Source organism: Tenacibaculum profundi, from assembly GCF_052050075.1.
Taxonomy (GTDB): Bacteria; Bacteroidota; Bacteroidia; order Flavobacteriales; family Flavobacteriaceae; genus Polaribacter.
The window spans coordinates 260,880-280,351 of record NZ_CP197225.1; the positions used below are offsets into that span (position 1 = coordinate 260,880).

The 19,472-nt window shown below is 30.3% G+C and carries 12 protein-coding genes; 10 read left to right on the plus strand and 2 right to left on the minus strand.

The annotated features are described in order from the left end of the window. Positions 1-315 precede the first annotated feature (315 nt). The 4 genes from pheT (at position 316) to lon (ending at position 7,195) form a co-directional block, all read left to right on the plus strand. Entirely contained in the window at positions 316-2,742 is a 2,427-nt protein-coding gene (pheT, locus tag ACSIGE_RS00920) for a phenylalanine--tRNA ligase subunit beta (protein ID WP_440880918.1), read from the plus strand. Positions 2,743-2,794: 52 nt separating this feature from the next. Next, positions 2,795-3,829, plus strand: a complete 1,035-nt coding sequence (locus ACSIGE_RS00925; protein WP_440880919.1) for a quinone-dependent dihydroorotate dehydrogenase — start codon at positions 2,795-2,797, stop codon at positions 3,827-3,829. Between the two features lie 5 nt (positions 3,830-3,834). Continuing rightward, positions 3,835-4,449: a LysE family translocator gene (locus ACSIGE_RS00930; protein ID WP_440880920.1), complete on the plus strand. Its 615-nt coding sequence runs from the start codon at positions 3,835-3,837 to the stop codon at positions 4,447-4,449. Positions 4,450-4,738: 289 nt separating this feature from the next. Continuing rightward, on the plus strand, positions 4,739-7,195 hold the full coding sequence (gene lon, locus ACSIGE_RS00935) for an endopeptidase La (RefSeq protein WP_440880921.1): 2,457 nt from the start codon (positions 4,739-4,741) through the stop codon (positions 7,193-7,195). Positions 7,196-7,246: 51 nt separating this feature from the next. Here the strand turns inward: lon and ACSIGE_RS00940 are convergent, their stop codons facing one another. After that, positions 7,247-8,869 carry an ABC-F family ATP-binding cassette domain-containing protein gene (locus tag ACSIGE_RS00940; RefSeq protein ID WP_440880922.1) on the minus strand — a complete coding sequence of 541 codons (1,623 nt, stop codon included), beginning with the start codon at positions 8,867-8,869 and terminating at the stop codon, positions 7,247-7,249. A 175-nt stretch (positions 8,870-9,044) separates the two neighbouring features. On the opposite strand from ACSIGE_RS00940, the gene ACSIGE_RS00945 reads away from it, so the two are divergent. The 6 genes from ACSIGE_RS00945 (at position 9,045) to ACSIGE_RS00970 (ending at position 18,361) form a co-directional block, all read left to right on the plus strand. Further along, positions 9,045-10,421, plus strand: a complete 1,377-nt coding sequence (locus ACSIGE_RS00945) for a hypothetical protein (RefSeq protein WP_440880923.1) — start codon at positions 9,045-9,047, stop codon at positions 10,419-10,421. 123 nt (positions 10,422-10,544) lie between these two features. Continuing rightward, complete coding sequence (locus ACSIGE_RS00950; protein ID WP_440880924.1) at positions 10,545-12,338, plus strand: DEAD/DEAH box helicase; 1,794 nt, start codon at positions 10,545-10,547, stop codon at positions 12,336-12,338. A 248-nt stretch (positions 12,339-12,586) separates the two neighbouring features. Continuing rightward, positions 12,587-13,810, plus strand: coding sequence for a DUF4856 domain-containing protein (locus tag ACSIGE_RS00955; protein ID WP_440880925.1), 1,224 nt, complete (start codon positions 12,587-12,589; stop codon positions 13,808-13,810). A gap of 112 nt (positions 13,811-13,922) precedes the next feature. Continuing rightward, on the plus strand, positions 13,923-15,029 hold the full coding sequence (locus ACSIGE_RS00960; RefSeq protein WP_440880926.1) for an imelysin family protein: 1,107 nt from the start codon (positions 13,923-13,925) through the stop codon (positions 15,027-15,029). A gap of 101 nt (positions 15,030-15,130) precedes the next feature. Next, positions 15,131-17,557 carry a TonB-dependent receptor family protein gene (locus ACSIGE_RS00965; RefSeq protein ID WP_440880927.1) on the plus strand — a complete coding sequence of 809 codons (2,427 nt, stop codon included), beginning with the start codon at positions 15,131-15,133 and terminating at the stop codon, positions 17,555-17,557. An 81-nt stretch (positions 17,558-17,638) separates the two neighbouring features. After that, a complete protein-coding gene (locus ACSIGE_RS00970) occupies positions 17,639-18,361 on the plus strand; it encodes a hypothetical protein (protein ID WP_440880928.1) in 723 nt (240 codons plus the stop codon). A 49-nt stretch (positions 18,362-18,410) separates the two neighbouring features. Here the strand turns inward: ACSIGE_RS00970 and ACSIGE_RS00975 are convergent, their stop codons facing one another. Continuing rightward, the gene (locus ACSIGE_RS00975) at positions 18,411-19,472 is read right to left on the minus strand and encodes an imelysin family protein (RefSeq protein WP_440880929.1); all 1,062 of its coding nucleotides are present in this window, start codon (positions 19,470-19,472) and stop codon (positions 18,411-18,413) included.

Sequence of the window (19,472 nt, forward strand, 5' to 3'; positions counted from 1 at the left end):
ACAATTATAATGCGCAAAAATAACTTTAAAATGTTAAAGACATTACTATTGTTCTTTCTTTTTGATTTGTAAATACAAACAAAATTTATGAGTTTAGCACTTTCTTAATAAAATAAAAATAGCTATAAGTATCTTTTTATGAGGTTGTTGTGTTTTTTTTAAGTGTTGTTTTAATTTTTTCTAGTTAATTACAGCTTGTGAACAAGTTTTATTTTACAAAAAAAACTAATTGATATTTAGACATGAATAATGGTAATGTTAAAGTTTTTTTCATTAATTATTGTAAATTTGCGATATAAATTAGACTCTTTAAAGATGAAAATATCATACAATTGGTTAAAACAATTTTTAAACATTCAATTAGAAGTAGAAAAGACAGGAGAATTACTTACCGATTTAGGGCTTGAGGTAGAGGGTGTTGAAAAGGTTGAAAGTATAAAAGGAGGTTTAGATGGAGTTGTTGTAGGAGAAGTTTTAACCTGTGAGAAACATCCAAATGCAGACAAATTAAAAGTTACAACAGTTAATTTAGGTACTGAAAATAAAGTAAAGATAGTTTGTGGAGCTCCAAATGTAGAAGTAGGTTTAAAAGTACCTGTGGCGACCATTGGAACAAAATTGTATGATCAAGATGGTAATGAGTTTAAAATCAAAAAAGGAAAAATACGAGGAGAGGAGAGTCATGGGATGATTTGTGCTGAAGATGAATTAGGGTTAGGCAAAGGACATGATGGTATTATGGTTTTAGATGAGAGTATTGAGGTAGGTACTGCTTGTGCAGATGTTTTTAATATTGAAACCGATTATGTGTTTGAAATAGGATTGACACCGAATCGATCAGACGCAATGAGTCATTATGGTGTTGCTAGAGATTTACGAGCAGGCTTAATACAGCAAGGAACAAATTTAGAATTAATTACGCCTTCTGTGTCTGATTTTCATGTAGATGAAAGAGTTTTAAAAATTGATATTGAAGTTTCTGATAAAGATTTAGTTCCAAGGTACGACGGAATAACAATAACAGATATAGAAGTTAAAGATTCTCCTAAATGGATTCAAAATAGATTAAAGGCTATTGGTATTAATCCCAAAAATAATATAGTAGACATAACAAATTATGTGTTGCACGAGTTAGGTCAACCGCTTCACGCTTTTGATGCTACAAAAATAAGAGGTAATAAAGTTCTAGTTAAAACTCTTGATGAAGGAACATCTTTTAAAACTCTGGATGGTATTGAGAGAAAATTATCGGCTGATGATATAATGATTTGCGATGTTGATGAAAACCCTTTGTGTATTGCGGGGGTTTTAGGTGGTTTAGAGTCAGGGGTTTCTGAAAATACAACTTCGGTTTTTCTTGAAAGTGCTTATTTTGATCCTGTTTCTATTAGAAAAACAGCAAAACGTCATGCTGTAAATACAGATGCCTCATTTAGATTTGAAAGAGGAATTGATATTAATATGACTAAATACGCCTTAAAAAGAGCAGCTTTATTAATAGAGGAATATGCAGGCGGTAAATTATCTTCAGATGTACTTGATTATTATCCAGAAAAAATGGAAGATTTTCAGGTTTTTTTATCTTTTAAGAATACCTATAGGTTGATTGGTCAAGAAATTCCAAAGGAAACAATTAAAAATATCCTAGCTTCTTTAGATATCAAAATAAATAGTGCAACTGAGGCTGGACTTGGTTTAACAATTCCATCATATAGAGTTGATGTGCAGAGAGAAGCGGATATCATAGAAGAAATTTTGAGAGTATATGGATACAACAATATAGAATTCTCACATAAGTTAAATACATCAATATCTTTTGATAAAAATGTAGATATCAAAATTGAAAATATAATATCAAATCAACTTGTTTCTCTTGGTTTTAATGAGACAATGTCTAATTCTTTAACAAAACCAGAGTATATTGAACTCACTGAAAGTTTCAAAGAAGATAATAATGTTGAAATGTTAAACCCTCTTAGTAATGATTTAAAAGTGATGAGACAATCGTTATTGTTCAGTGGGTTGGAAAGTGTTAGTTATAATTTAAATAGAAAACAAAACTCATTGAAGTTTTTCGAATTTGGCAAAACATATTGTAAGTATGAAAAAGGTTATGAGGAACAGAAACACCTTATGCTACTTATTACAGGAAATAAAACTAAAGAAAATTGGAAATTAAAAACAGAAGCATCAGATTTCTTTTACCTTAAAGGAGTTGTAAATTCATTATTTTCAAGGTTGGGTTTAAATGATTTGAAGACTTCTCCTGTTAAAACGGATGTTTTTTCTGAGGGAATAGGTTTGAGTCTAGGTAAAATAAAACTTGTTGAGATTGGAGTTGTGAAGAGAAGTATTCTTAAGAAATTTGCAATAAAACAGCAGGTTTTATTAGCTGATTTTAATTGGCAAAATATCTTAGATATTGTCAGTACAAAAAGTAAGAAAGTAAAAGACTTACCAAAATACCCCTTAGTTAAAAGAGATTTAGCACTTTTAATTGATAATAAAATTCAGTTTAAAGATTTACACGATTTAGCTTTTCAGTCTGAACGACAATTGTTAAAACATGTTGATTTATTTGATGTTTATGAGGGAGATAAATTACCAGATGGTAAAAAGTCTTATGCATTGAGCTTTATACTTCAGGATGAGAACAAGACATTGAATGATAAGCGTATAGATAAAATAATGAAAAAGCTTCAAAATTCTTTCGAGAAAAACTTTGATGCGTCGTTGAGATAAGTAAAAAAACTCCATTTATTATGGAGTTTTTTTTAAAAAATTATTTATAAAAATGTATAAGAAGTTAATCCGTCCAATATTTTTTCTTTTTGATCCAGAAAAAATACATTATTTTACTTTTTCAATTTTAAAGGTGGTATCGAAGATCCCATTATTACCTTTTTTCTTAAGAAGCTTTTATAAAGTTAAAGATAAGAAGTTAGAAAGAAAGCTTTTTGGACTAACTTTTGAAAATCCCGTCGGATTAGCAGCAGGATTCGATAAAAATGCAGTTTTATATAACGAGTTAGCTAATTTTGGTTTCGGTTTTGTTGAAATAGGAACAGTAACTCCTTTAAGCCAAATAGGAAACCCTAAAAAAAGGCTGTTTAGATTAAAAGACGATCAAGGTATTATTAACAGAATGGGATTTAATAATAATGGTATAGCATCAGCAGTAAAAGAGTTAAAGAAAAATAAAGGTAAGATTATAATAGGTGGTAATATAGGTAAAAATACCACAACAAAACCTGAAAATTATACAGCTGATTATTTGATGTGCTTTGAAGGTTTGCACCCTTATGTGGATTACTTTGTCTTAAATGTAAGTTGTCCAAATGTTAGTAGTCATGCAAAGTTAGAGGATGCAGAGTACTTAAAAGAATTAATTTTGGAAGTAAAAAAGATGAACAATAAACAAGCTGTCCAAAAACCTATTTTATTAAAAATTGCTCCGGATTTAAATAAGAGACAATTAGATGAAATTATTCTGTTAATGTCAGAGACAAAATTAGATGGAGTGATAGCATCAAATACATCTGTAAACCGCAAAGGGCTTATAGAATCAAAAAAAAGGTTAGAAATAATTGGTAATGGAGGTTTAAGTGGTAAACCAATTAAAAGTAGGAGTACTGAAGTGATTAAATACTTAGCAGATAATTCAGGAAAAAAATTTCCAATTATTGGTGTTGGAGGTATTCATTCGGAAAAAGACGCTTTAGAAAAATTAGATGCAGGGGCAGATTTAATACAAATTTATACAGGTTTTATATATGAAGGTCCTAGTTTAGTAAAACGTATTAATAAAGCAATTTTATCAAGAGTTTAGTTTTTATGATTACAACTTTAATTTCCTTTGTTTTTGCTACTGTCACTTTGGCATTTTCTCCAGGGCCTGATAATATCTTTGTTTTAACCCAAGGGGTAGTTAATGGTAAAAAACATGGTTTTGCAACTGTAGCAGGTCTAATGTTAGGTTGTTTAGTACATACTACTTTTGTAGCATTTGGAGTTTCAGAAGTTATTAAAAGAAATTCAAGTATCTTCATTATAATTAAGCTAATAGGTGTTTTTTATATGCTTTATTTAGCATACAGTATATATAAAAGTGATGCAAGTATTGCTTTTTCTACTGAGAATGTTGAAAAAAAAAACACAATAGAATTATTTAAAATAGGATTTTGGATGAATGTACTTAATCCTAAAATAACTATTTTCTTTCTTGCTTTTTTACCTCAATTCTTGTTTTCGGATAAAATATCTAGTTTAATTCAGTTCTATGTTCTTGGTGGTATATTTATTTTAACCTCATTTACTGTTTTTTCTAGTATTGTCTTATTAGCAGATTCTTTATCAGGTTTATTAAAAAAAAATAAAAAAATAGGAAGTTATTTCAAGTGGGCTCAAATTATTGTCTTTGTAGCAATTGCAGTTTTAATATTATTTTGATGTAGGGTTTTGATAAGCTAAATTTACTTCAATTAATTCGATAAAAATATTTATTATGTATACTAAAGTTTTAATAAGTATTTGTTGTAAGAATGACAATTAAATGTATTTTAGTAAAGCTATTCAAGAAAACTACTAGAAACAGAACTGTTGGCATAAGAATTGGAGTATTATATTGACTACTTTTTATATATACCTATATTGTGTTGATAATCAGTAGGTTTAATTTAAAAAAATAGGCTTCATATTTAATAATTTGATTTGTGAGTGCCAAGATGACAGATAAAATATGAGTAAATCAAAAATAATACATTTAGACAGCTTGTCGCTTCAAGATGTTTTTAACGAGAATTCCGAACTTATTCCATTGTTAACTCCTGAAGATGAGGAAAGTATGAATAACGAGGAAATTCCAGACGAATTACCTATACTTCCCCTTAAAAATACTGTCTTGTTTCCAGGTGTTGTTATTCCTATAACAGCTGGAAGAGATAAATCCATCCAGTTAATCAAAGATGCGAATAAAGGCAACAAAGTTGTTGGTGTAGTCGCTCAAAAGAACAGTGAAATTGAGGACCCAACCATTGAGGATATTTATTCTACGGGGGTTGTGGCTCAAATTTTAAGAGTATTGAAAATGCCTGACGGAAATACAACGGTAATTATTCAAGGTAAAAAAAGATTTGAGATTGATGAAATTATTCAAGAAGTTCCTTATCTAAAGGCTAAAGTAAAAGAAGCTGTAGATGAAAAAGAAATTGATGATAAGAAAGAATTCGATGCTATTATTGATTCGATTAAAGATTTAGCTCTTGAGGTTATAAAAGAAAATCCAATGCTTCCTTCAGAAGCTTCTTTTGCTATAAAGAATATTCAATCAAGCTCTTTTTTGGTGAACTTTATTTCTTCTAACATGGAGTTAAGTGTTTCCCAAAAACAGGTACTCTTAGAAAAAGATAATCTTAAAGAGAGGGCTTTACTAACTTTAAAAAATCTAGATAAAGAACTCCAAAAACTAAGATTAAGAAATGATATTCAGTCTAAAACTCGATCAGATTTAGATAAACAACAAAGAGAATATTATTTAAATCAGCAATTAAAGACTATCCAAGATGAATTAGGAGGAGTTTCTCATGATCAAGAATTAGAGGAAATGCTCTCTAAATCTAAAAAAAAGAAGTGGAATAAGGAAGTAGGTGAGGCTTTTGAGAAGGAGTTGAATCGTTTGAGAAGAATGAATCCTCAAATGGCCGAGTATGGAGTTCAACGTAATTATTTAGAATTAATGTTAGAACTTCCTTGGAATAAATATTCTAAAGATAAATTTGATCTAAAAAAGGCTCAAAACATTTTAGATAGAGATCATTTTGGTTTAGAAAAAGTAAAGGATCGCATCATAGAGCATTTGGCTGTATTAAAGTTGCGAGGGGATATGAAGTCTCCGATAATATGTCTATATGGTCCTCCAGGTGTTGGAAAAACATCTTTAGGTAAATCTGTAGCTGAAGCTTTAGGTAGGAAATATGTTAGAATGTCATTAGGAGGGTTACGTGATGAAGCTGAAATTAGAGGACATAGAAAAACCTATATTGGAGCAATGCCAGGAAGACTTATCCAAAATATTAAAAAGGCAGGTACATCTAATCCTGTATTTGTACTAGATGAAATTGATAAGTTAGGACAAAGTCATCAAGGAGACCCTTCTTCTGCTATGTTGGAAGTTTTAGATCCAGAACAAAATACTGAATTTTATGATAATTATTTAGAGGTAGGGTATGATTTATCTAGAGTTTTATTTATAGCTACAGCAAATAATTTACAACAAATTCCATGGGCTTTAAGAGATCGTATGGAAATTATAAACGTAACTGGTTATACTATTGAGGAAAAAGTAGAAATAGCTAAAAAATACTTACTTCCTAAGCAACTTAAAGATCATGGTTTAAGTGACAAGCATCTTAAAATAGCAAAACCTCAAATAGAAAAAATAGTTGAAGGCTATACACGTGAATCAGGAGTTCGTACACTTGAAAAACAAGTCGCTAAAGTTGTTAGATATGTAGCCAAATCTATAGCTATGGAAGAAGAATATAATTTGGCATTAACGAATACTGATATCGAAAAAATTCTTGGTCCGGCTCGTTTGGAAAGAGATAAATATGAGAATAACGATAACGCGGGGGTAGTTACAGGATTAGCATGGACAAGTGTTGGCGGAGATATTCTTTTTATAGAGTCTATTTTATCTAAAGGAAAAGGAAACTTATCTATAACAGGTAATTTAGGAACTGTTATGAAGGAATCTTCGACGATTGCAATGAAATATATCAAAGCAAATGCAAGTGAATTTGGAATTGATTCGGAGATTTTTGATAAGTACGATGTGCATATTCATGTTCCTGAAGGAGCTACGCCTAAAGATGGACCAAGCGCTGGTATTACTATGTTAACATCATTAGTTTCTTTATATACTCAAAGAAAAGTGAAAAATAAATTAGCAATGACAGGTGAAATTACTTTGAGAGGAAAAGTATTACCTGTTGGAGGAATTAAGGAGAAAATCCTAGCAGCTAAGAGGGCTAACATAAAAGAAATAATTTTATGTAACGATAATAAAAAGGATATAGAAGAAATTAAGACAAGCTATTTAAAAGGACTTAAATTTCACTACGTAACGGAAATGAGTGAAGTAATTGAATTAGCTCTTACGAAACAGAAAGTGAAAAATCCTAAAAAGCTCTCGTAAAAATATAAAAAAACAAAAGGTAGCCAATAAGCTACCTTTTGTTTTTTTATTTTAAGAATACATCTTTTCTCTTAGATCTTTAATTTTCGGATCATCTAGATAATCATCAAAACTTGCATATTTATCGATAACTCCTTTTGGAGTAATTTCAATTATTCTATTGGCAACCGTTTGAGCAAATTCATGGTCATGGGTTGTAAACAAAACAGTTCCTTTAAAATTTATTAACGAATTATTCAGTGATTGAATAGATTCAAGATCTAAATGATTCGTAGGTTCATCAAGTAGTAAAATATTAGCTCTTGTCATCATCATTCTAGAAAGCATACATCTAACTTTTTCACCTCCAGATAAAACATTACTCTTTTTTAAGGCCTCTTCACCAGAAAATATCATTTTACCAAGAAAACCTCTAAGAAATACTTCTTCACGTTCTTCTTCTGTTTTAGCATATTGTCTTAACCAATCAACTAAATTTAAATCACCGTTTTGAAAAAAATCTGTATTATCAGCAGGGAGGTATGATTGAGTTGTAGTAACTCCCCAACTATATTTACCACTATTTGGTTTAGTATTATCAGTAATCACCTGATAAAAAGCAGTTGAAGCTTTTGAATTCCGAGATATTATAGCAACTTTATCGCCTTTATTTAAATTTATATCAATTTTTGAAAATAAAATATCATCATCCATATCTGTTTTAGATAGACCTTCAATATTTAATATTTGATCACCTGCTTCACGATCTCTTTCAAAGATAATAGCAGGATAGCGTCTACTAGAAGGTTTGATTTCATCGACATTTAATTTTTCTATCATTTTTTTACGTGAGGTGGCTTGCTTTGATTTCGCTACATTCGCAGAGAATCGTCTGATAAATTCTTCTAATTCTTTCTTTTTGTCTTCTGCTTTTTTATTTTGTTGCGCGCGCTGTTTTGCTGCAAGTTGACTAGATTCATACCAAAACGTATAATTTCCAGAAAAGTGATTTATTTTACCAAAATCAATATCCGAAATATGAGTACAAACTGCATCTAAAAAGTGGCGATCATGCGATACAACAATAACCGTGTTATCGTAATTAGCTAAAAAATTTTCTAACCATGAAATTGTTTCGAAGTCAAGATCATTCGTTGGCTCATCCATTATTAACACATCAGGGTTTCCAAACAAGGCTTGAGCTAATAAAACACGTACCTTTTGCTTACCGTCTAAGTCTTTGACAAGAGAATAGTGAAAATCCTCTTTGATTCCTAAATTAGACAATAAAGCGGCAGCTTCTGAGTCAGCATTCCAACCATTCATCTCTTCAAATGTAACCTGTAACTCACCAATTTTTTCAGCGTTTTCATCTGTATAATCGGCATATAAAGCGTCAATTTCTTTTTTGATTTTAAATAACTCTTTGTTGCCCATTACAACGGTTTCTAAAACAGGTATTTCATCAAAAGCATAATGATTTTGCGAAAGAACAGACATTCTTTTTGTCGGTTCTAGATGCACTTGCCCCGATGTTGGGTCTAATTCTCCAGATAGTATTTTTAAAAATGTTGACTTACCTGCACCATTAGCTCCAATAATCCCGTAACAATTACCTTGGGTAAATTTTGTGTTTACTTCATCAAATAAAACGCGTTTACCAAATTGAACTGATAAATTAGAAACTGATAACATTACAAAAAAATTAAAATTCCGAGCAAAAGTAAAAAATATATATTCACCTATAGAATTAATTGTAAAATATTTGTTTTATCCCTTTTTTACTTTGAATTTTAGCTTTTTAACAACGAATTAACAGGGGTTTTCATAGTTTATAGCTATTTTTGAATGTTATTTAGAGAGTGAAGAAATGATAAAACAAATAATTATTTTATTAGTGAGCATCCTATGTTTAATTGGGTGTGAAAACTCTGTAAAGCGATATACCTACTTTGGAGGAAAAATAGTTCATCCTATGGATAGTGTTGTTTATGTGTCTGGTATAGATGGTTTTAAAGATACGCTTAAACTATGTAGCGATAAAACTTTTATGGGGCAATACCGAACGTTTAGATCTGGATTATATCGTTTTTCCCATGGGTTTGAGCATCAATACGCTTACATAGAAAAAAATGATAGCTTAATGCTTCGTTTAAATACATGGGATTTTGATGAGTCCATTGTTTTTACTGGTAAAAATGCAATGAGAAATAACCTTTTAATGGAAGCATTTTTACAAAGTGAGGAAGATGAAAATTACTTAAAAAGACATGATTATGCTGGTGAAAAAGTTTTTTTTCAAAAAGCAGATTCCTTATTAAACTTAAAAAAAATAATTATTGATGCATACGAAAGAAACACGAAGAAAATATCAAAAGAGTTCCTTGATTTTTATGAAATAATTTTAACCTATCCTATTTTCATTGAATTAGAAGGCTACCTACACAGAAAGATAGCCAAAAACAAATCAAACAATATTTCATTCATTAAAGACAAAGTTGATCAATATAGAGAAAAGATTAACTTGGGTAGAGATTCATTGGTTTTTTATTTACCGTATAAAGAATATTTATGTTACAAAATATACAATGATACGCGCTTAAAAATAAAAGAACAACAATCTGAAGAATATGTAATAGAATTTCTTAAAAACATCAATAAGGAATTTTCTGATGAAAAAATAAAGAATAATTTTTTATATAAAATAATTGCACTTAATTTTCTAAACAGAACTAAAGGAGATAACTATCAAAAAGCTTTTTTTACATATTTTAAATTTAGTACAGATATAAAACAAAAAAAGGAAATTCAGCGTCTTATTAATGATTTTAATTTTATAGAAAAAAACGATAACTTACCTAATTTTAAAGTTGAAGCCCCTACGGGAAGTTGGGTTGACATAAGCGAATTAACAAAAGATAAAAAGTCTGTTGTTTTTTTTAATAATCCTAAACAGTCTTACTATGACCAAGTCATTTCTAAACGTTTTAATTATTTGCAAAAAAAATACCCGAGAATTAATTTTATCTTAATTCAGCAAAATAAAAGTAATTCGGAAGGGTATGTTAAAGGTATAAATATTGAGCATCAATTTAAGCTAATTGATGAAAGTAGAGCTCATAGCTTTTTAACCAGTGATTTTCCTCGCTTGATGATTTTAAATGAAGGTGGGGTAGTGATGAACGCATTTACAGGATTTTTTGCACCTAATATAGAAGACCAAATTGAAAGTTTATTAAAAAACTAAAGTAAACTTAACTATATATCAATAAATAGGCGTATTTTTGCAAAGTCCGAAATCTCAAAGAGATCAATATAATAACAAAGAATTCATCAGATGGGCATCTATGAATTCGATTAAATTCATAGCATGTCAACATTTTTAGAATTAGGCTTGAAAGAGTCTATAATTAAGGCGTTAACTGATTTAGGTTACGAAAAACCTACGTTAATTCAGGAGAAGTCAATTCCCAAAATAATAGATTCTAACCAAGATTTAAAAGCTTTTGCACAAACAGGAACAGGAAAAACAGCAGCTTTTAGCTTGCCTATCGTTGAATTAGCTGACGAAAATGATCTTTCTACGCAAGCAATCATTCTATCACCAACAAGAGAGTTAGCGGTTCAAATAGGAAAAAATATAGAAGATTTTTCTAAATATTTACCTTCTTTAAAGGTATGTACAGTATACGGGGGTTCTAGTATTGAACAACAAATAAAACAGTTGAAAAAAGGTGCTCAAATTGTGGTTGGAACACCTGGAAGAACGGTAGATCTGATCAGAAGAAGAGCCTTAAAGTTAGGTAAGGTAAAATGGCTAGTTTTAGATGAAGCTGATGAAATGCTTAACATGGGATTCAAAGAAGAGTTAGATAAAGTTTTAGAAGCTACTCCTGAATCAAAGCAAACACTTTTATTCTCAGCTACCTTTCCTAAAGAAGTAGAAGCCATTGCTAAAAATTATATGACAGATCCAGCAGAGATTAGCTCTGGGCAAAAAAATCAAGGATCAGATAATGTTAGTCATGAATATTATTTAGTTACTGAAAAAACAAGATATCCCGCTCTTAAAAGGGTTGCAGATATAAATCCTAATATTTATGCTATTGTTTTTTGTAGAACAAGAAGAGAAACACAAGAAATAGCAGATAGTCTTATGAAAGATGGATATAACGCAGATGCCTTGCATGGTGATCTTTCTCAAATACAAAGGGATAGTGTTATGGAAAAATTTCGTAAAAAAAACATACAGATGTTAGTTGCAACTGATGTCGCGGCGAGAGGGCTAGATGTTGATAATCTTACGCATGTAATAAATCATAAACTACCTGACCAAATTGAAAATTATAATCATAGAAGTGGAAGAACTGGTAGAGCAGGTAATAAAGGAGTTTCTATAGCTTTAATAAGTAGAAAAGAAAGATCTAGACTAACCCCAATTGAAAGAATTTTAAAAAAGAAATTTGTTCATACATCAGTACCTACGGGAAAAGAAATTTGCGAAAAGCAATTATTCCATTTAATAGATAAAGTTGAAAATACTGAGGTTAATGACAGTGAGATCAAAACATATTTACCTAGTATATATGAAAAGTTAGAAGGGCTTTCAAGAGAAGAGCTAATTCAAAAATTTGTCTCAATTGAATTCAATTCCTTTTTATCTTATTATGAAAATGCTCCTGATCTTAACAATCTAACAACGAAAGAAAACTCTAGGGGAAGATCTACTAATGATAATATGACTAGGTTCTTTATTAATTTGGGGAGAAAAGATCGATTGAATCCTGCAAAGTTAATTGGTTTAATAAATGAACAAAATATTGGAGACAAAGTAGAAATTGGTTCTATTGATATACTTGATACATTTTCTTTTTTCGAAATAGATAAAAATTATGAAGGAGAGACACTTGCTAGTTTTGAAATCAATAGACCTGACTTTAATGGGAGAAATGTAAATATTGAAATAACCAAAACAGATAGAGGTAGCGGTGGACGACGTCGACGTGGAAGTTCTTCAGGAGGAGGGTTCAAAGGAAGAAATAGGAAAAAATCAACGGGTGAAAAAAGCTTTTCAAGTAAAGGTTTTGGAAGAAAAAGAGAAGATCGGAAAAATAAAAGAACAAGTAGTGTAGAAGGAGGGAGTAGAAAAAGAAGAAGAGGATAAAATATTTTACAATATAAATTAAAAGAAGAGTCTTAGTTAATAAGACTCTTCTTCTTTTATATCATGCCTTTTGAATAGGGCATACTTTAGTACTTTTAAGCATTTATATGTAAGATTTTTAGATTCTTGTTCTCGTTTTATTAAAGGCTTAGTATTCTTGATATTATTTTAAATAAATCTAAGTAAGTTTTTTGTAATTGAATGATTTATATATATTTGCAATATTATTAAAACTTAATCTAATTAAAATGAAAAGGCTTATATTATCTATAATAGCTGTTGTTACAGTAGTTTTTACATCGTGTTCTGATGATGATGTTCAGGAAGTAATAATTCCAGTAACTCCTGATACTCCTGAAGTAACAGCTCCTCCAACATACAAATTCGAAAGAGGTGGAGAATCAACAGTAAGTTTTAGTGGGCAAACGACTAGAATTAAAATGGCAGAGGAAATTATTGACGCATTAAAAAACCCAACTGATTTTAATGATATTACTAAGTTAAATAACATGTTTAATCATCAGGCAGGTGTAAACGATTTTTCCGAAGCAGATTTAAATGCCTCATCGAAGAGCGTTCGAAGTAAAACTGCTGCTTCAGCTGATTATTTTTCGGGAACAGCAGAGGCTGTGTCTATAAAAGAAGTTTTCGATGGTTATATGTCAAAACAAGTTAGTGAAGTTTTTCCTAATTGGGAAGTTGATGCAGTTGAGGGTACTGCAGGAAAAATCCAAGAAGTAGGAGGATCTACGCGCTACGTTAATGCCAAAGGTTTAGAGTATAACCAAGCGTTTAATAAAGGTTTAATAGGTGCTTTAATGGTAGATCAAATGTTAAATAACTACTTAAGCCCTGCTGTTTTGGATGGCGGAACAAATAAAGAGGATAATGACGCAGGAACTTTAGCACAAGACAAAAATTATACAACAATGGAACATAAGTGGGATGAAGCTTATGGTTATTTATATGGTAATGAAGTAAATCCAGAAGTTCCTGTATTAGGTGCAGACAGCTTCTTAAATAAATACTTAAAAAGAGTAAATGATGATACTGATTTCTCAGGAATTAAAGAGGAAATATACGATGCTTTCAAATTAGGAAGAGCTGCAATTGTTGCTAAAGATTACGAGTTAAGAGATACACAGGCAAATATTATTAAAGAAGCAATTTCTAAGGTAATTGCAATTAGAGCAGTTTATTATTTACAAACAGGAAAGAATAATTTAACAACAGATTTGGCTTCGGCTTTCCATGATTTATCAGAAGGTTACGGTTTTGTTTACGCGTTACGCTTTACTCGAAATACCACTACACAACAGCCACATTTACCAGTTGCTGAAATAACTGAATTCGTAAATGCATTGCAAGCGGGTACTGGATTTTACTCTTTCAAGGATGATGCTAGCCCTTTAGATGAAATGTCTACTAGAATTGCTAGTGTTTACGGTTTCACTGTGGATCAAGCAAAATAATTAAATAGATAAATAATGATTTATTTATTTAAAATATATAAAGGTAGTCCTAGTTAGGGCTACTTTTTTTATATTTGTAAACTGTTTATTTAGAACAAATAAAACATATATAATGAAAAATAATATTTATTTAATATTGCTTACTGTTTTTTTGGGAGCATGTAATTCCAGTTCAGATGGGGGAGGGAATACATCTGATGACAATTTCGACAGAAGTGCACTTTTATCAAATGTTGCTAATAATATTATTGTACCTGCATATACATCTTTTCAAACGAGGTTAGCTACATTAAAGCAAAAAACAGAAGTTTTTACGGCCTCGCCGAATACCTCAACATTGATTGAATTAAGAACAGCATGGTTTGATGCTTACAAGGCTTGGCAGCATGTTGGAATTTATAATATTGGAAAAGCAGAAGAGTTAGTATACGATTCTTTTATAAATACATTTCCTTTAACGGCAGCAGACGTTAATGATAATATTGTAAGTGGTACTTATGACTTAGATCATCCGAATAATCGTGATGCCCAAGGGTTTCCAGCTTTCGATTATTTATTACATGGTGTTGGAGTAAATGATACTGAGATATTAGAAAAATATACTACTGATCCGAAAGCTGAAAACTATAAAAAATATTTGACAGATGTTATTACTAAAATGGTAGGCCTTACTGATATCGTAGTTGCTGATTGGAATGGAGCTTATAAAGATGAGTTCATCAATAGTACTGGTAATACAGCGACGAGCTCATTTAATAAATTGGTAAATGACTATATTTTTTACTATGAAAAGAGATTAAGAGCTGATAAAATAGGGATTCCTGTGGGTATTTTTTCAGGAGGAACATTATTTCCTGAAAAAGTAGAGGCCTATTATAAGAGAACAGTTTCAAGGGAGTTAATGTTGGAATCTCTGAGTTCAGTAAAGAATTTTTTTAATGGGACTCATTTTTCGAATGGAAATTCAGGAGTTGGTTTGAAAGGGTATCTAGATGCCATTAATAATGAAGATTTAGCAACAAAAATAAATAATCAATTAGATGCAGCAACAAATAAAGTTACTACACTAAATGATAACTTGAGTGAGCAAATTACTAATGATAAGAATACAGTATCTGCAGTATATACAGAGCTACAAAAGGCTGTAGCAATGTTTAAAGTTGAAATGCTTACAGCAATCAATGTTAACGTTGATTATGTTGACGCTGACGGCGATTAATAGTAATAATTAAATAAAAAAACTGTCTGCTAATGCAGACAGTTTTTTTTATCTATCTCCCTTAAAATATCTTCAATTAATTAGCAGAATATCACGATATAATGAGCCTAAGCAAAATTTTAACGATAGTTTTTCTTGTGACAGGTGTCTTTAAAGGACTATCCCAGTATAAAGTTTCAGGAACGATTACGTCAGATACTAAGAAAGTACTGAATAATGTAAAAGTTTTTGATAGAAATGGAGGTGAACTTACGAAATCAAATACCAACGGATTATACTCTTTTACTACTGATAAAAATAGTTTAGAACTCATTTTTTATGTAGACAATTACCAATTTGTAGAGAAAAAAATTCTTTTAAAAGAAGAAAGTAACATTTTAAATATTGAAATGAATGCTTTTACTGAGAGTTTATCGGAAGTAGTAATAAAATCTCAAAGAAGAAAAGTATTTGAGTTAGCTAGACTTAAAGATGTTGAACAAACTGCTATTTATGCAGGCAAAAAGACTGAAGTTGTTCTTGTTAATCAGTCGACCGTTAATTTAGCTTCAAATAATGCGCGTCAAATTTACAGTCAAGTTGTAGGACTAAATATTTTTGAAAATGATGATGCAGGACTACAGCTAAATATCGGAGGACGCGGATTAGATCCTAATAGAACATCAAATTTTAATACAAGGCAAAATGGATATGATATCAGTGCAGATGTATTGGGATATCCAGAGAGTTATTACTCCCCACCGGCCGAAGCTCTTGAACAGATTCAAATAGTTCGTGGTGCGGCCTCGTTACAATATGGAACACAGTTCGGAGGTTTGGTAAATTTTGTTTTCAAAAAGCCAAATCCAAATAAGGAATTAGAAATTATTACAAGAAATACGATTGGGAGCAATAATTTATTTACCAACTTTACCAGCCTAAGCGGAACATCAGAAAAGCTTAGTTATTTTACATATTATAACTACAAGAGAGGAGATGGATTTCGACCCAACTCTGAGTTCGAATCTAAAAATGCATTCTTTCATGTTGGATATGAATTCAATTCAAGCACAAAAGTAGAGGCAGAACTTACCTATTTGCACTATCTGGCACAGCAAGCAGGAGGACTTACTGATGTAATGTTTAACGAAAATCCTTACCAAAGTAATAGAGCTAGAAATTGGTTTGAAGTAGATTGGTTATTGTACAATTTAAAATTGTCGCATGCCTTTTCTGAGGATACAAACTTTACCTTTAATTTTTTTGGTTTAAATGCTAGTAGGAAAGCCGTTGGATTTAGAGAAAATAGAGTTAGTCAAGTAGATGAATTAAAAGGTAGAGACTTAATAATTGGCGATTTTAATAATTTTGGATTTGAAGCAAGGTTATTAAGTAAGTATAATTTATTCAATAAAAATGCAACCTTTTTAATAGGAACTAAGTTTTACAAAGCAGATAACACTTCTGTTCAAGGGCCAGGAACAGATGGGGACGATGCTGATTTTTCCTTAGCTTTAGATAAATTTCCTAATTATAGAAATCAATCAGATTATAACAATCCAAATTTGAATATTGCGGTTTTTGGAGAGAATATTTTCTATGTGCACGATAAACTATCAATTACTCCTGGATTCAGATTAGAGTATATTAAAACGGAAAGTGATGGTTATTTAAAAAAAATAAACTTAGATGGAGCTGGAAATGTTATTTTCAATGAAACGATAACCAACACTGATGATAGAACACGTTCTTTTGTCTTATTTGGTTTAGGTGCTAGTTATAAACCGAGTTCGAAATTTGAGCTTTATGGAAACATTTCTCAGAATTATCGTTCAGTAACTTTTTCTGATGTAAATATTGTGAACCCTTCTTTTCAAATAGCAAGTGATTTGGGTGATGAAAAAGGTTTTACATCAGATTTAGGAGTACGTGGAAATATCAATAGAATCGTTTCTTATGATGTAGGAGTTTTTGGCCTTTTTTATAATAATAGAATTGGTTTAATTCAAAAAGAACTGGATGATGGTAGAGTTGTTCAAGAACGAAGAAATGCGGGAGATGCAAGAATTTTAGGTGTAGAAAGTTTGGTAGACTTTAATGTAAAGAGATTGCTTAATATTTCGAATGATTTTGATTTTAATTATTTCGTAAATACATCATTTATTCAATCAGAGTATGTCCGTTCACAGGTTCCTGGAGTTAAGAATAATCAAGTTGAATTTGTACCTGATGTAAATATTAAGACAGGAATTAGGTTTGGTTACAAGAATTTTTCATCAAATATTCAATATACTTATCTTTCAGAACAATTTACTGATGCCTCTAACTCAGTTAATGCTGGCCTTAGTGGTGTTAATGGAGTAATCCCATCATACGATGTTTTAGATTTTTCAACTTCTTACAAATACAAATATTTCAAGTTGGAAGCAGGTATTAATAATGCTTTAAACAATAGCTATTTTACAAGAAGAGCAACAGGGTATCCAGGACCAGGTATTATTCCATCCGCTCCAAGAACGTATTATGTAACTTTAGAATTTAAAATTTAGAATAAATCTAAATAGTTAGTTACTCTTGCCAAATTTTTATTATGTTTGTTTTATCCTTATTTTTATAAAAAACATGATACTATGTTGAATTCAGTCAATATTAAGAATGAGTTGATCAAAATACGTGAGCGAGAAATAGGAGAAAAAGAAGTAATGTCTTGGGTTCATGATATTTTTGAAAAATTAGATACTCAAAGAGAAAAAATAAGACTAAAATTAAGTTCTTCGACTAACGATGGAGATGTAAATAACTTTGATTTAGATAAAATTGATCATCAAGCGGTATTCCATATCAGTCAGATAAAAAAAATATGTGTTAATTACAGACTTAGATTTTTAGATACTAGTTTATTTAAAGGGGAATATCCAGAGGAAGCGATAAGTGAAATAAATCGATTAGAAGCTACTCATAATACTTCATTAAATGGATTTAAAATTATAGCTCCTTCCAAACTTTTTAGGTTAAAAGAAACGGACGATCCATTACTTTTTGTTCCTATTGGAAATGGTTATTATTATTTAATATATCAATGGGGTAATGATTTACATTCATTGAGAAAGTTTAAATTTTGGCCTATAAAGAATGTAGGTAATCTATCAATTTTTGTTTTTACATTTAGTTTTATGCTAACGGTATTAACACATTCTCTTTTTTTTAGGGAAAGTACTAATTTAGTTTATGGGTTAATGTTATTCATGTTCTATTTGAAAGGTCTCATTGCTTGGATTCTTTTTGTAGGAATTTCATCAGGGAAAAATTTCAGTGAATATTGCTGGCAAAGCCCTTATAACAAGATATCATAAAAAACTTACGCTTTTGGCTACTAAAAAAGCGTAAGCTGTAATTTGTTAATTAATCTCCGTCGTTATCTGTAACCGTAATTGTTACAGATAGAATATTTGCGACATCAATTTTCATAAGGAGCAGAAGGTTCTTTATATTTTCATATAATTTTTTAACCTTTTCAGGTTCTCGAGTTATAGCAACATTTAATGGGAATTCTTCGAGTTTCTTAATACTTGTAGCTATGTTATTAAAGATTTGTTCAGCACGGGTATTAAGGTCATTATGTTTCGATTCAGCAAAAATATAATCGTCTAAACCATTTTCTTTTCCAAAATAAATTTGTTTTATACTTTCAATATTTTTGGCTATGATTTCCAAAGAAAATGAACTTTTTTCTGCTTGTAAAAGTTCTTCATTTGGAATAATTGTTTTTTCTATTGATGCAGGTTCTCCAATTTTAAGACTTTTGATATCTTCTAAAAGAGCATGTATTTGATTTATTATTTGGTTGATACTCCCATTAATACCCTCTCTATCATTATTTATAAAATCAATTCTGTTGTTTTCCCATAGGCTTTTGTAGGTGTTTGATTTTGATACTAAATTATTTCCTAAAGCTGTTAAATAGTCAATTTTTCGTGTATTTGAAAAACTTTGTAGTGTTTCATCTTCTGTAAGTTCAAATATCAAATACTCAACTGCACTTAAGCCTCTTTGGGTTGTAGGTAATAGATTAATAGTTTCTTCATTGATTATTTTATTAGAATTTATATATTCATTTATAGAAATATCATCCGCTCCCCAATTGTATATTGCTTTTAGAATATTTACATCTTTTACTTTACCAAAATTAAATGGTTCGATAACCGAAAAAGCTTCCGCAGCTTTCTTCCAAGCTTTTCTTAAAGATTTTAAATTTGAATTAGAAATTTCATTAGAGAAGGTGTCAATTGTATTTTTCAATACTTTTATATTATCGATTAACTCGTTTGTTGCTGGTTTTTCAATAAGGTCTATAAGATCTTGTCGAAGTTTTTTAATATTAAAATTTTCTGATTGATCTGATTCGCTATTACACATTATAAGAATCATTGAGAGCATAAAAAGAAATATCAGTTTTGTTTTCAT